Genomic DNA, 14,179 nt, shown 5'->3' with positions numbered 1-14,179 from the left:
CCCTCCTACCAGGGCGCCACGCACTATCGTGAGGGAAGGAAGGCGCCTGATCCGGGTGCGTCCGCGTGAGCCGGTCGGAGGCGACGATGAGCGGGGAACGGCCCGGTCGATCCGAGCAGCACCTGCCCAAGCTGCGGCTGGACGAACTGCTGGACGAGCTGCAGGCACGGATCGACGCGGCGCGGGGTGCCCAGGACCGTGTGCACAGCCTGCTGGAGGCGGTGCTGTCGGTCGGCCGGGAGCTGGATCTCGCCCAGGTGCTCCGGCGTATCGTCGAGGCGGCCGTGGTGCTCGTGGACGCCGAGTACGGGGCCCTGGGAGTCATCGGCGACGACCGGATGCTCTCCGAGTTCCACACCGTCGGCATCAGCGACGAGCAGCGGGCCCGGATCGGGGACCTGCCCAGCGGGCACGGCATCCTGGGCGAGCTGATCCGGCACCCCGAGCCGCTGCGGCTGACGGAGATCTCGGAGCACGCGGCCTCGTACGGCTTCCCGCCGCATCATCCTCCGATGCACTCCTTCCTGGGCGTGCCCATCCGGGTGCGTGACCAGGTGTTCGGCAACCTCTACCTCACGGAGAAGCGCAGCGCGGAGGAGTTCGACGCCGAGGACGAGTCGGTGCTCGCCACCCTCGCGGTGGCGGCGGGGGTGGCCATCGAGAACGCCCGTCTGTTCGAGGAGACGCGGCTGCGTGAGCGTTGGGTGGGGGCGAGTTCCGAGGTCACGCGGGCCCTGCTGTCGGGCGCTCCGAGCACGGACGTCCTCGAACTGATCGTGGAGCAGGCGCGTCAGATCGCCGACGCCGATGCCGGGATGATCGCCGAGCGGGTGCCCGAGGAGACCGCGCTGCGGCCGTTGCTCGCCGTCGGGCTGGACGCCGAGCGGCGCAGCGGTCTGGTGATGTCCGGCACGGACGGATTCGTGGCGACCGTCCTGACGACGGCGGAGCCCGCGGTGAGCGCCGACATCCAGGAGGACTCGCGGACCAGCGGGGACGCGGCGCAGTGGGTCGGGCTCGGACCCGTGGTCGGTGTTCCGCTGGAGGCCGGGGGCAAGGCCGGTGGTGTGTTGCTGCTGGGGCGAGCGGTGGGGCGTACGCCGTTCACGGACGCCGATACGCGTCCCCTCCTCGGGTTCGCCGGGCAGGCGGCGCTGGCACTGGAGCTGGCCGAGCGGCGCCGGGACGCCGAGCAGATCACACTGCTGCGGGACCGTGACCGCATCGCCCGCGACCTTCACGATCTCGCCATCCAGCGGCTGTTCGCGGCGGGGATGACGCTGCAGAGCACCCAGCGTTTCATCGACCATCCGGAGGCTGTGGAGAGGTTGTCGCGAACCGTGGACGACCTGGACGAGACCATCAAGATCATTCGGTCCACGATCTTCGGCTTGCGGACGCACGGCGGGGCGCGGGAAGGCAGCGGTCTGCGCGGCCGGGTGTCGGACGCGGTGACGGCGGCGGTTTCGTCTCTGGGCTTCGCTCCCGCGGTGCGGATCGAGGGGCTGGTGGACACGGAGGTGCCGGGCGATGTCGCTGACCACACGCTCGCGGTGCTCGGCGAGGCGCTGAGCAATGTCGCCCGGCACGCCGGGGCCCGTTCCGTGGACGTGCACCTGAGGTGCGCGAAGGGCGAGTTGACGCTCACGGTGACGGATGACGGGCGTGGAATTCCGGAGGGTGTCGCGCGCAGCGGCCTGAGGAACATGGAGGAGCGCGCGCTGACTCTCGGCGGCGAACTCCACCTCGGTGAGCACCCGGAGGGCGGCGGCACGCGGGTGGAGTGGCGGGTGCCGGTGCGGCCGCCCCGAGGGTGACGAAGGGTGGTCGGCGGCCCAGGGCCGTGGGACGGCGGTCGACCGGTGGCACCGGGGCCGTGGGGCGGTGGCTGGCCGGTGGCCCCGGCACAGCCTGACGACGGCTCGTCGGCGGCCCGGGGCGTGTGACCGCGGCTCGTCGGCGGCCCCGGGACCCTGGGACGGCGGCTGGCCGGTGGCCCCGGCGCAGCCTGACGACAGCTCGTCGGCGGCCCGGGGCGTGTGACCGCGGCTCGTCGGCGGCCCCGGGACCCTGGGACGGCGGCTGGCCGGTGGCCCCGGCACAGCCTGACGACAGCTCGTCGGCGGCCCGGGGCCGTGTGACCGCGGCTCGTCGGCGGCCCCAGGGCCCCGGGACGGCGGCTGGCCGGTGGCCCCGGCACAGCCTGACGACAGCTCGTCGGCGGGGGCCCGGGGCCGTGTAACCGCGGCTCGTCGGCGGCCCGGGGCCGTTGTAACCGCGGCTCGTCGGCGCCCCAGGGCCCTGGGACGGCGGCTGGCCGGTGGCCCCGGCGCAGCCTGACGACAGCTCGTCGGCGGCCCGGGGCGTGTGACCGCGGCTCGTCGGCGGCCCGGGGCCGTTGTAACCGCGGCTCGTCGGCGGCCCCGGCGCAGCCTGACGACGGCTCGTCGACACCCCCGGCCCAACACGACCACGGCTCATCGACACCCCCGGCCCCGCATGACCGCCGCAGCCCCGGCCCCGCATGACCGCCGCAGCCCCGGCCCCCGCACAACCGCCGCAGCCCCCAACCAACACGACCGCCGCAGCCCCGGCTCAACGTGACGGCTGCTCGTTCGTCCCAGGGTGTTCCCACTGCGACGCGAGGACCGCCGCCTGGACCCGTCGTTGGACGCCGAGCTTGGCCAGGAGACGGGAGATGTGGTTCTTGACGGTCTTCTCGGAGAGGTAGAGCTTCCCGCCGATCTCGCGGTTGGTGAGCCCGTCGCCGATCAGGGCGAGGATCTCCCGCTCGCGCGGCGACAGGCTCGCCAGCTCGGGGGCGACGGCCGGTTCCTCGGACGGGTCGGCGCGCAGCGAGCGCATCAGCCGGGCCGTGGTCTCCGGGTCCAGCATGGACCGCCCGGAGGCGACCGTGCGTACCGCCGAGATCAGGTCGGAGCCCCTGATCTGCTTGAGGACATAGCCGGACGCCCCGGCCATGATCGCGTCGAGCAGGGCCTCCTCGTCGTCGAACGAGGTCAGCATGAGACAGGCCAGCCCGGGCATCCGGCTGCGCAGTTCGCGGCAGACGGTGATGCCGTCGCCATCCGGCAGGCGTACGTCGAGGACGGCGACGTCGGGGCGGAGCGCCGGGCCCCGGGTGAGCGCGTGCTCGACGTTCTCGGCGTCCCCGACCACCGAGATGCCGGGCTCGGCGTCCAGCAGGTCGGCCAGGCCGCGCCGCACGACCTCGTGGTCGTCGAGCAGGAAGACCCGGATCGGGTGCTCCTCGGTGAACGTGCGCGGCTCGGTCATCTCGACCCCTCGTCGGCCGGAGGGCGGAGCGAACCGCCCGTGACCACGATCATTTCGTGCGGTGGCCGGACGCGCTAGGGCCGATCGGCCCAAGGCGGGTCAGGGGCGGAGTACCGCCGCGCCGGCTGTTTCGACGGTGCCGTAGGGCCCTTCGGTCCCGGCCGGGGACCTGTGACCCCTCCACCGCGACGGCCCGTAGGAGCGACGCTCGTATGGAGAGCTTCTACTCCGGAGGAGGAGACCATGTCCCGCACGGTCACCGTGGGTCTGGACGGCTCGCCCGAGAGCCGCGCCGCCGCCGAATGGGCTGCCCGTGAGGCGGCGCACCGCCGGCTGCCGGTGAAGCTCCTCCATGTGTGGGAGCCGGCTCCGGAGCCCATCGAGCAGGCCCCACAGCTGGGTGTCGAGACCCAGCGGGACTGGGGCGAGAAGATTCCCCGCGAAACCGCCGAAGGGCTCGCTCTGCGTCATCCCGGCGTCGAGGTGACCTCCGAGCACGTGACCGGTCACCCCGGCAAGGTGCTGAGCGAGGCCGCCGAGGAAGCCGAGCTGCTCGTCCTGGGCTCGCGGGGTCTGGGCGGCATCAGCGGGTTCCTGGTGGGTTCGGTCGGCCTGGCCGTGGTGGCGCGCGCCCGGCGTCCCGTGGTCCTGGTGCGGGCCGGTGCGCAGGCGGCCGACGAGCACGAGAGGGACGCGGCGGGCATTCCGTCGGCCGCCACGCGGTACCGGCCGGTCGTGCTCGGCGTCGACACCGGCCATCTCGACCCGACGGTGATCGACTTCGCTTTCGACGCGGCCGCCCGGCGCGGAACCTTCCTGCGGGCCGTGCACGGCTGGCATCTGCCGCTGTGGTTCGTCTACGGCGGAGCCGGCGACGTGTACCGGTACGACCACGTCGTCCGCTCGCACGCCGGCGCGCTCACCGACACGCTGCGTCTGTGGAGGGACAAGTATCCGTCGGTCGAGGTGGTCGAGGTGTCCCGTTCGGGCGGCGCGGCGGCGCATCTGATCGAGGCGTCTCGCCAGGCGTCGCTGGTCGTCGTGGGGCGGCGGGCGCGCCACGGCCCGTTCGGGACGCACATCGGTCCCGTCACCCACGCGGTGTTGCACCACGCCGCCGCCCCGGTCGCCGTCGTACCGCACGACTGACGCGATCAATCCGCCCGTCGTCCCCGAGCGAGTGGCCGGCGACCGGCGGCGCGAACTGTGAGAGGAGGCGGACCATCATGGTGAAGAACGTGCTGGTCGCCTACGGAACGACGAACGGCTCCACGGCGGAGATCGCCGAGACCGTCGCGGAGGTTCTGCGCAAGGAAGGACTGACGGCCGAGGCGCGTCCCGCCCGTGCCGTGGCGAGCGCGGAGTCGTACGACGCTGTCGTGGTCGGCGGCGGGCTGTACGCCGGCCGCTGGCACAAGGACGCCCGCCGCTTCGTCCGGCGTCATGGCAGGGTCCTGGCCGAACGCCCCCTGTGGTTCTTCAGCAGCGGCCCGCTCGATCCCTCGGCCTCGGAGCGGGACATCCCACCCGTGCCCGGCGTGAAGAAGGCCATGGTGCGGCTCGACGTCAGGGAGCACGTCACCTTCGGAGGCCGCCTGGAGGAGGGTGCGAAGGGCTGGGTCGCGCGGGTGATTCTCCGTAACGGCAAGGGCGGGGACTTCCGGGACTTCGAGCGGATCGAGGCGTGGGCGGCGCGCATCGGTCACGAGCTGGCGGGTTGACTCCCGTGTGACCGCGCCTCCGGCACCGAAGCCTCCGGACGTTCGCACTCCGGAGGCAGCCGGTGAAGCACCTCGAAGACGCCCGCCAGCCCCGTGTGCCGCAGAAGGCGGCGGAAGCCGGCGCTGTCGGAGACCAGGCGCAGCCGGCCGTGCCGGGCCAGCACGCGGTTCCGCGCCCGGCACAGGATCCCGAGCCCGGCGCAGTCGATGAAGACCACCGGACGCAGGTCCAGCACCAGGTCGGGGCGAGGGCCGGCGGTCAGCGCGTCGAGGCGTGCCGCCAGGCCCGGTGCCGTGAGCACATCCATCTCGCCGCGCAGCGTCACGACCGTGCACTCGCCGTCCGTGCGCTCCGCGGGAGGCTGCGCGGACCTGACGGGGTTCTCGGACATGGTCCGAGCAAAGCCCGGAAGGACGGATCCGCGATAGGGCCGACCGGCCCAAGCGCCTTCCGCCGACCCGCGCCAAGCTGGAAGAGCGGTGCGATTTCCGGCGTCGCGCCCACACCTGAGAAAGGCCCACACCGGAAAGGTGGGAGTGCCATGAAGGGCTACGTCTTCCACGGCCCCGGACAGTCCGCCTGGGAGGACGTCCCGGACCCCGGCATCAAGGAGCCGACCGACGTCATCGTGCGGGTGGACGCCGTCACCATCTGCGGAACGGACCTGCACATCCTCAAGGGCGACGTTCCCGAGGTACGCCCCGGCACGGTGCTGGGGCACGAGGCGGTCGGTGAGGTCGTCGACATCGGCGGTGACGTGCGCACCGTGGCGCCGGGAGACCGGGTCCTGGTCTCCTGCATCACCGCCTGCGGCCGCTGCCGCTACTGCCGCGAGAGCGTGTACGGCCAGTGCCGGGGCGGCGGGGGCTGGATCCTGGGCCACCTGATCGACGGCACCCAGGCCGAGTACGTCCGCGTGCCGTACGCCGACCTGTCCGTGCACCCCCTGCCCAGCGCCCTGGACAGCAAGGACGCCGTGCTGCTGGCCGATATCTTCCCGACCGGGTACGAGGTGGGCGTGCTCAACGGGCGCGTCCGGCCCGGGGACACCGTCGCCGTCGTGGGAGCCGGCCCCATCGGGCTCGCGGTCATCGCGACCGCCCGGCTGTTCGCTCCGGAGCGGATCGTCGCCGTGGATCTGGCCGCAGCGCGCCTGGAAGCGGCCAAGCGGCTCGGCGCGGACGCGGTGGCGGACGCCCGGGAAGGCCCCGAGCTGCTGGTCTCGGACCTCACCGACGGACTGGGCGCCGATGTGGTCGTGGAGGCCGTGGGCGTCCCGGAGACGTTCGAGCTCTGCACCCGCATGGTGCGGCCGGGCGGGCAGGTGGCCAACGTCGGCGTGCACGGGAAGCCCGCGACCCTGCACCTGGAAGACCTGTGGATCAAGAACGTCACCATCACCACGGGCCTGGTGGACACGTACTCCACCCCCACACTGCTCCGGATGGCCGCCGCCGGCCGGCTGCCCACCGGGCAGTTGGTCACGCACAGCTTCCCGCAGGCCCGTATGGAGGAGGCGTACGACGTCTTCGGTCGGGCCGCGGACACCGGTGCGCTCAAGGTCGTGCTGGGCGAGGAGGGGCACGAGGAGATCGTCCCCCTGAGGGCGGCCTGACGCAGCAGAGGCCTGACGCAGGAGAGGAGAGCTCTCCTCGGGATGGTCAGGGGCGGCGGACGGCGGGGGTGTTCGGCAGGGCCGTGATCGCTCATGCCGGGCTCCCGCTGCCGTAGCTCATGCCGGGCTCCCGCTGCCGTAGGGGGCGTACAGATCGAGCAACCGGACTCGCGACGCCTGCAGCCGGTCGGCGACCGCACGGCCGACCCAGACCGCGATCGCGCGGCCGAACTCGGCGTCCTGGGCGCACATCGCCCGCACCGCCTCCGCGTCGAACTCGAAGGCGCGCACCGGGCTCATCGCCTCCGCGCCCAGGTGCCACACGTGCGGCGGGAAGTGCCACGACCAGCCGACCAGTTCGCCCTGTCCCAGGGACTCGACGACAGCGGCCCGCCGGCCCGGGACATGGAGGTCGAGCACGACGGTCCCCGTCCGCACGATCCAGAACCGGTCGGCACGCCGGCCTTCCTCGAACAGGCGGGCACCCGCGTCGAAGGACACCTCGCGGGCGACGCGCATCAGCCGTTCGCGCTGCGCGGCCGGGAGGGCCACGGCCAGTCTGGTGGTGGAGGTCATCGCTCCGGCTCCCTTCCGCCGTCCTGCCGGGGGCTTGCTGATTACAGGGTGTGCCGGGCGGTCCGCGGTGCACCACGGGCCGCCCGGACCCGGCCGGGGGCCGTCAGGCCCTGGGGCCGAGCGGGCCCGGCCGGGGCCGGTCAGCCCCTCGTGTCCGGCCGCCACGGGTGCGACCGTGGGAGTGGATGTGCGGACTGCCCGGTGACGAGGCGGTGGGAACGATGACGATGGAACTGCCCCTGATCGTGGGGGTCGACGGATCGGACGGCAGTCTGCCGGCGGTCGACTGGGCGGTGGACGAAGCGGCCCGGCACGGTCTGCCGGTGCGGCTGGTCCATGCCTCCCTCTGGGAGCGGTACGAGGGCGTCACACCGTCCATCGGTTCGGACCGCCCGGCAGGGCAGGTACTGGCCGACCACATCGTGGCCTCCGCCGCGGAGCGTGCCGGGCGGCGCAACCCCGGCGTGAAGGTGTCCACCGACGTCCTCCTGGCCGAAGCGGCGGACTCGCTCCTGCACGAGGGCAACAACGCCACCGCCCTGATCACCGGGTCGCGAGGCCGCGGCGAGCTGAAGGGACTGCTGCTCGGCTCCGTGGGCCTGGCCGTCGCGGCCCGCGCCCACTGCCCGGTGATCGTGGTGCGGGGCGACAGGGCCGGACTGGCCGGTACCCATGAGCGGATCCTTCTCGGCGCCGGGGACCCCGCGACGAGCGGGGAAGCCGTCCGGTTCGCCTTCCGTGAGGCCGAGGCCCGGGGGTGCGAGCTCGACGTGGTCCGGACCTGGCGCTGCCCCGCACACGAGGCCGACGACACGGCCGCGCTCGCCGAGGCACCCGACCGGTCCTACGAGGAGCGGGCCCGCGGCGAGCTCGACGAACTGCTCCGTGACGCGGTGGCCGAACACCCGGGCGTCCGGGTGCGCCGTACGACGCCGGAGGGACCCGCCCGCAAGGTGCTGGTGCACCTGTCGGCCGCGGCCGACCTCGTGATCGTCGGGGCGCAGCGCCGGCAGGGCCACTTCGGGCTCCAGCTCGGCAGGGTGGCCCACACGCTGCTGCACCATGCCCAGTGCCCCGTGGCCGTCGTGCCTCAGCGGGTCTGAGCGCGCCCACACCGAAGAGCGCGGCGGGCCCCGCGAGGAGAGAATAAGAGGGCGCCGGGCCTCGCCGCCCTTTTCGCAGAGGAGACAGCCTCGTGACGGACCGGACGCGGGAGCACGACGGGACCTGGGAATACGAGGGCTACCGCCCTGGGGACGAGCGGCTGAGGGAGTCGCTGTGCACCCTGGGCAACGGTTGCTTCGCCACCCGCGGGGCCCTGCCCGAGTGCGCGGCGGACGACATCCACTATCCGGGCACGTACATCGCCGGCTGCTACAACCGGCTCGCCTCCGAGGTCTCGGGACGCCGGGTGGAGAACGAGGACCTGGTCAACGTCCCCAACTGGCTCCCGCTGCGCTTCCGGCTCACGGACGGGGAGTGGCTCACCCCCGACACGGGGACCGTCCTGGAACACCGTCAGAGCCTCCACCTGGACTCGGGAGTGCTGGAGCGCCGCACCCGGTACGACCTCGGTGAGGGGCGGGCGCTGTCCGTACGGCAGGAACGACTGGTGCACATGGGCGATCCCCATCTCGCGGCGCTGCGCACCGAGTTCACCGCCGAGGGCTTCACCGGTGATCTGGAGGTCGAGGCCGCGCTCGACGGCGGCGTCGCCAACGCCGGGGTGCCGCGCTACCGGGACCTGGACGGCCGCCACCTGACCCATGTGCACACCGGTACGGCGGCGCCCGGCACGGTGTGGCTGCGCTGCCGGACCCGCACCTCGGACATCCGTATCGGCATGGCCGCCCGGCTGACGGCCCGGGCACCGGTCACGGACGCGCACGAACCGTCGCGCGCGGTGCAGCGCCTCGTACCGGCCCTGGCACCCGGCCGCACCGTCACCGTCGACAAGACCATCGCCCTGCACACCTCGCGCGACCCCGCGATCAGTGACCCCCTTCGGGCAACGGTGGACCGGGTGAGCGCGGCACCGGGCTTCGACGACCTGCTGGAAGCCCACCGCACCGCCTGGAACCAGCTGTGGCGCCGGGCCGAACTCGACGTCCCCGGGGAAGCGGGCCACATCTTGCGCCTGCACCTCTTCCACGTGCTCCAGACCCTCTCCCCGCACACCGCCGACCTGGACGTGGGCGTCTCGGCCCGGGGACTGCACGGCGAGGCCTACCGCGGGCACGTCTTCTGGGACGAGTTGTTCGTGCTGCCGTATCTGAACCTGCACTTCCCCGAGGTGTCCCGCGCCCTGCTCCGCTACCGCCACCGGCGCCTGGAGCGGGCCCGCGTCGCTGCTCGGGCCATCGGCCGGCGGGGCGCGCTGTATCCGTGGCAGAGCGGCAGCGACGGACGCGAGGAGACACAGCAACTGCACCTCAACCCGCGCTCGGGCCGCTGGCTGCCCGACCACACGCACCTTCAGCACCACGTCGGATCGGCGATCGCCTACAACGTGTGGCAGTACTGCGAGGCGAGCGGGGACGCCGAGTTCCTGCACACCAAGGGCGCCGAGATGTTGCTGCACATCGCGCGTTTCTGGGCCGACTCGGCCACCTGGGACGACGCGCTCGGACGGCACCGTATCCGGGGCGTGGTCGGCCCCGATGAGTACCACGAGGCCTACCCCGGCGCCGAGAGGCCGGGCCTGGACGACAACGCGTACACGAACGTCATGGCCGCCTGGGTCCTCACCCGCACCCTGGAGGTGCTGCGTACGCTGCCCGAACCCCGCCGCCGTGAACTCGCCGAGCGCACAGCTCTGGACGACAGCGAACCGGACCACTGGGAGGACGTCTCGCGGACCCTTCACGTGCCGTTCCACGACGGAGTCATCAGCCAGTTCGAGGGCTACGGCGACCTGCCGGAACTCGACTGGGACGACTATCGCAAGCGGTACGACGACATCCGGCGCCTGGACCGGATCCTGGAGGCGGAGGGGGACACGGTCAATCGCTACAAGGCCTCCAAGCAGGCCGATGTGCTCATGCTCGGCTATCTCTTCTCTCCGGCCGAACTCCAGGGACTCTTCGCCCGGTTGGGCCACCCGCTGGACGAGGACACCTGGCGGCGGACGGTCGACTACTACCTGCGCCGCACCAGCCATGGCTCCACCCTCAGCGGCCTGGTCCACGGCTGGGTCCTGGCCCGTTGCCGACGCACGGAAGCATGGACGTTCTGCCAGGAGGCCCTGCGCGGCGACATCGCCGACCTGCAGGGCGGCACCACCGGCGAGGGCATCCACCTGGGCGCCATGGCCGGCACCCTCGACCTCGTCCAGCGAGGTCTGCCAGGCCTGGAGACCCGCTCCGGAGCCCTGTGGCTGGACCCCGTCCCGCTGCCCGAGCTGTCCTCGTACGGCTTCTCCATCAGCTACCAGGGCCACTGGGGCATCACGCTGCGGCTGACACACGGACAACTGGAGATCGCCGTGCCGCCGTCCGACCTGATGCCGATCGACATCGAACTGCCCGACCGCGCGGTCAGCGTCCAGCCGGGAGAGACGTCCCGGCTCTTCCTCGCGGACTGAGGGTGGAGCGGTCAGGCGCGGACGATACGGCGCACGTTCTCCACAGCGCCGCAGCCTTCCTTCAGCCGGCGCTCCCGTTCCGCCAGGAACGCCCTGCCCAGTTCCTCCCGGCGGTCCATGGCGACGTTCTCGCGGGCTCCGTTGAGGATGGTGCGCTCTTCCTCGTCGGTGTGGTGGTTGACGGCCTCCACGAGGGCTTCGAGCTTCTCGTCCCACTCCTCGGAGCCGACCTCGTCGACCTCCAGGAGTGCGAGCAGTGCCTCGTTGCCCTCCTCGTGCTCCTCCTCGCCGTGCTCGACCTCGTCGTCGTCGATCTTCTTGTAGCGCTTGAGGGCGGGGTACACCTCGGATTCCTCCGCCAGGGCGTGCGCGACCAGCAGATCGGCGAACTCCCGCAGGGCGGCCGTGCGGTCGGCTTCGACGCTGCGCATCAGATGGAAGAGGTCCTCCATTCTCCTGTGGTCCTGGAGGATGAGTTCGACGACGTCTCGTGTCTCGGCCATGGGTCGGGCGTCACTTCCGTACGAGGGAACCTTGCCGGACCCGACTACCCCCGCCCGCCGCGTTCAGCCACGCAGCGGCTCCGTCAGCCGGGCCAGCAGGCCGGCGACCAGGGCCGTCTGGGCGGGCACCGTGTCGGGGTGGATGTACTCGCCCTGGGCGTGGGCTCCGTCGCCGATCGCGCCCATGCCGCACAGGACCGGCAGGCCGAGGGCCGCGACGAAGTTGGCGTCGCTTGCACCGCCGACGGCGGCGGTGGGAAGGCCGGAGCGGCCTTGCGCGCGGGCGACTTCGCGGGCGAGGGCGAGAAGCGGGGCGGAGGCGGAATTCAGGGTCATGGGCGGCCGGTTCCAGGCATGGTCGACCTCGATGCGTACCCGGGGGTCGCTGACCGCGAGGGCGGCGAACTCGGCGTCCACACGCTCCTGTTCGGGCTCGCTGCTGATCCGGATGTCGACGCTGGCGGTGGCCAGACCGGCGACGACGTTGGTGGCCGAACCGCCGGTGATCAGGCCGGTGTTGATGGTCGTGCCCTTCTCGGGGCGGGCGATCTTCGCCGCGGCGAGGACGAACTCGGACAGCGCGGTGATCGCGCTCGCCCCGTCCTCGGGCGCCAGTCCGGCGTGCGCCTCAACCCCGGTGGCGGTGACCTTGAAGATCCCGGAGCCCTTGCGGGCGGTCTTGACCGCGCCGTGGGCGGTGGGCTCCAGGACCAGCGTGGCGTCGGCCTTCCGGGCGGTCTCCTCGATCACCGGGCGCGAGGACAGGGAGCCGATCTCCTCGTCGCCGTTGAAGAGGAAGGTGACGGTGGGCAGGGGCGTTCCGGTCTCGCGGGCCAGCTTCAGGGCCCAGATGCCCTGTGCCAGGCCGGTCTTCATGTCGAAGATGCCGGGCCCGCTGAGCTTCCCCCTGCCGTCGGGACCGGCAGGCGGCTGCTCCCATCCGGCGAGCGTGCCGGCCGGCCACACGGTGTCGTAGTGGCCGACGAGGGCGACGTGCCCGGGTCCGGTGCCGTGGTACGTCAGGGTCAGGGTGTCGCCGCACTCGCCACCGTCGTACCGCTGCTCGCGGTCGGGCTTCCCCAGCCTGTGGACGGCCAGTTCGCGCAGGAGGCCCAGGCCCGCCGCGAGTCCTGACAGGTCGTGGCTTCCGGTCTCCTGACGGACGAGGGTGAGGATGTCGGTGACGATCTGCGAGGAGACCTCCTGTGCGCGGGCGGTGACGGCGGCGGGTGCGGGTGACGAGGTGGTCATGACCGGCTTTCTCGTGTCTGCCGTACGTCTCGTACGACGGTGTCGTGGGGGCTGCTGCAGGGTCGGGTCAGCCGACGCCGAACGGGATGCCGAGCAGGTACCAGGCGACGAAGAAGGCGACCCAGACGATCCAGACGACGGCGGCGATGGGGATGGTGAAGGAGGCCAGCGTGCCGATGCCGGCGGACTTCTTGTGCTGCTGGATGAAGCCGAGGCACATGGCGAAGTAGGGGCTCATCGGAGTGACGCAGTTGGTGACGGAGTCGGCGACGCGGTAGACGGCCTGCGTGGTCTCGGGCTTGATGCCGATGAGCATCAACATCGGGATGAGCACCGGGGCGGCCAGCGCCCACAGGGCGGAGCCGCTGGTGATGACCAGGTTCATGAAGGTGATCAGTACGGCGATGCCGACCAGCACCGTCCAGCCGCCCAGGTGCATGTCCTTCAGCGTCTCGGCGCCCTCGACGGCGATGACGTTGCCGATGTTCGTCCACTTGAAGTAGGCGAGGAACTGGGAGATCGCGAAGAACAGCACGAGGATCGGGGCGAAGGTGCGGGTGCCCTCGACCAGCGCGTCCACGATGTCGTTGGCCGCGCGGAAGGTCCCCGTCATACGGCCGTAGACCCAGCCGAGCAGGGAGAAGAACAGGAACAGCACGATCGACATGCCGGAGATCACCGGGGACTCGACGAGGGAGCCGTGTTCGCCGCGCAGCGGAGAGTTCGCCGGGATCATGGCTGCCGCCAGGACCGCGAGGAAGCCGAGCGCCGTCAGGCCGGTCGTCCGCAGGGCGCGGCGCTGCTCCGGGGTGACCTCGATCGCCTTCGATTCCTCGGCGGTCAGCACCTTGACCGGCTCGTCGGGGTCCAGGTCCGAGCGCTTGGCGATGACCTTCTCGACGACGAGTGTGATGACCAGGGCGACCAGGACGGACGAGGCGAGGCCGAAGAAGTAGTTCGCCACCGGGGTGACGACGTAGTCCGGGTCGATGGTGTGGGCGGCGGCCGTGGAGATCGACGACAGCAGCACATCGGTGGTGGTGAGGGACGGGGAGGCGTCGTAGCCGGCGGAGATGGAGACGTAGGCGACGATGCAGCCGAGGACGGGGCTGCGACCGGCCGCGCGGAAGACGAGCGCGCCGAGCGGGATGAGCGTGACGTAGGCGGCGTCACCGGCGACGTGCGCGACCATCGCCGTCATCGACAGCGCGAAGGTGAGGTACTTGCCCGGCACGCGCGCGACCATGCGGCGCAGCAGGGTCGTGAACAGGCCGCTCGCCTGGGCCACGGAGATGCCGAAGCCGACGACGAGGATGGTGGCCAGCGGCGGGAAGGTCGCGAAGTTGTCGACGGCCCCCTCGACCATCGTCGTCAGCCCCGCCTTGCTGAGCAGGCTCTGCACCTCGATGGTGTCGTGCGTTCCGGGGTGCACGGTGCTGACACCGGCCGCCGCCAGGATCGCGCTGAGGACGATCACGACCCCGGCGAGGATCCAGAACAGCCAGAAGGGGTTGGGCAGCTTGTTGCCGACCTTCTCGATCGCGGCGAAGGCGCGGAACGCGGCCCGCAGGGCTCTCGACGGGGGCTCGGTGGGCTGGGGTTCGGTGGCGGTGGTGCTCATGGGTACCTCTT

The 14,179-nt window shown here is 72.1% G+C and carries 12 protein-coding genes; 6 read left to right on the top strand and 6 right to left on the bottom strand.

Annotation, left to right across the window (positions count from 1 at the left end; translation table 11 throughout):
* Nucleotides 1-86 precede the first annotated feature (86 nt).
* Entirely contained in the window at nt 87-1,817 is a 1,731-nt protein-coding gene (locus tag AC07DF_RS00370) for a sensor histidine kinase (RefSeq protein ID WP_478965539.1), read from the top strand.
* Nucleotides 1,818-2,595: 778 nt separating this feature from the next.
* Here AC07DF_RS00370 and AC07DF_RS00365 read toward each other — a convergent pair.
* On the bottom strand, nt 2,596-3,297 hold the full coding sequence (locus tag AC07DF_RS00365; RefSeq protein ID WP_478965537.1) for a response regulator: 702 nt from the start codon (nt 3,295-3,297) through the stop codon (nt 2,596-2,598).
* 243 nt (nt 3,298-3,540) lie between these two features.
* Here AC07DF_RS00365 and AC07DF_RS00360 point away from each other — a divergent pair, with 243 nt between their 5' ends.
* Nucleotides 3,541-4,446, top strand: coding sequence for a universal stress protein (locus tag AC07DF_RS00360; protein WP_478965535.1), 906 nt, complete (start codon nt 3,541-3,543; stop codon nt 4,444-4,446).
* Nucleotides 4,447-4,523: 77 nt separating this feature from the next.
* Nucleotides 4,524-5,018: a flavodoxin domain-containing protein gene (locus tag AC07DF_RS00355; RefSeq protein ID WP_478965533.1), complete on the top strand. Its 495-nt coding sequence runs from the start codon at nt 4,524-4,526 to the stop codon at nt 5,016-5,018.
* Here the strand turns inward: AC07DF_RS00355 and AC07DF_RS00350 are convergent.
* Nucleotides 5,000-5,410 (bottom strand): STAS domain-containing protein, encoded by a 411-nt coding sequence (locus AC07DF_RS00350; protein ID WP_478965531.1) that lies wholly within the window; start codon nt 5,408-5,410, stop codon nt 5,000-5,002. The genes AC07DF_RS00355 and AC07DF_RS00350 overlap by 19 nt on opposite strands.
* Before the next feature lie 150 nt (nt 5,411-5,560).
* Here AC07DF_RS00350 and AC07DF_RS00345 point away from each other — a divergent pair, with 150 nt between their 5' ends.
* Nucleotides 5,561-6,634: a zinc-dependent alcohol dehydrogenase family protein gene (locus tag AC07DF_RS00345; RefSeq protein ID WP_478965529.1), complete on the top strand. Its 1,074-nt coding sequence runs from the start codon at nt 5,561-5,563 to the stop codon at nt 6,632-6,634.
* Nucleotides 6,635-6,751: 117 nt separating this feature from the next.
* Here AC07DF_RS00345 and AC07DF_RS00340 read toward each other — a convergent pair whose 3' ends face one another.
* Nucleotides 6,752-7,210 (bottom strand): Crp/Fnr family transcriptional regulator, encoded by a 459-nt coding sequence (locus AC07DF_RS00340; protein WP_478965527.1) that lies wholly within the window; start codon nt 7,208-7,210, stop codon nt 6,752-6,754.
* A gap of 227 nt (nt 7,211-7,437) precedes the next feature.
* Between AC07DF_RS00340 and AC07DF_RS00335 the strand changes: the two genes are divergently transcribed.
* The gene (locus tag AC07DF_RS00335) at nt 7,438-8,313 is read left to right on the top strand and encodes a universal stress protein (RefSeq protein ID WP_478967522.1); all 876 of its coding nucleotides are present in this window, start codon (nt 7,438-7,440) and stop codon (nt 8,311-8,313) included.
* A gap of 92 nt (nt 8,314-8,405) precedes the next feature.
* A complete protein-coding gene (locus AC07DF_RS00330) occupies nt 8,406-10,793 on the top strand; it encodes a glycoside hydrolase family 65 protein (protein ID WP_478965525.1) in 2,388 nt (795 codons plus the stop codon).
* Between the two features lie 11 nt (nt 10,794-10,804).
* Here the strand turns inward: AC07DF_RS00330 and AC07DF_RS00325 are convergent, their stop codons facing one another.
* From AC07DF_RS00325 to AC07DF_RS00315, 3 genes are all read right to left on the bottom strand, one after another.
* The gene (locus tag AC07DF_RS00325) at nt 10,805-11,296 is read right to left on the bottom strand and encodes a hemerythrin domain-containing protein (protein WP_478965523.1); all 492 of its coding nucleotides are present in this window, start codon (nt 11,294-11,296) and stop codon (nt 10,805-10,807) included.
* 63 nt (nt 11,297-11,359) lie between these two features.
* Complete coding sequence (locus tag AC07DF_RS00320) at nt 11,360-12,547, bottom strand: M20 family metallopeptidase (protein ID WP_478965521.1); 1,188 nt, start codon at nt 12,545-12,547, stop codon at nt 11,360-11,362.
* 67 nt (nt 12,548-12,614) lie between these two features.
* Nucleotides 12,615-14,168: an AbgT family transporter gene (locus AC07DF_RS00315; protein WP_478965519.1), complete on the bottom strand. Its 1,554-nt coding sequence runs from the start codon at nt 14,166-14,168 to the stop codon at nt 12,615-12,617.
* Nucleotides 14,169-14,179 lie beyond the last annotated feature (11 nt).

Source organism: Streptomyces sp. NPDC044719 (genome assembly GCF_056433405.1).
Note: the sequence above shows the minus strand (reverse complement) of the source record. Positions and strands in the feature narration are given on the sequence as shown.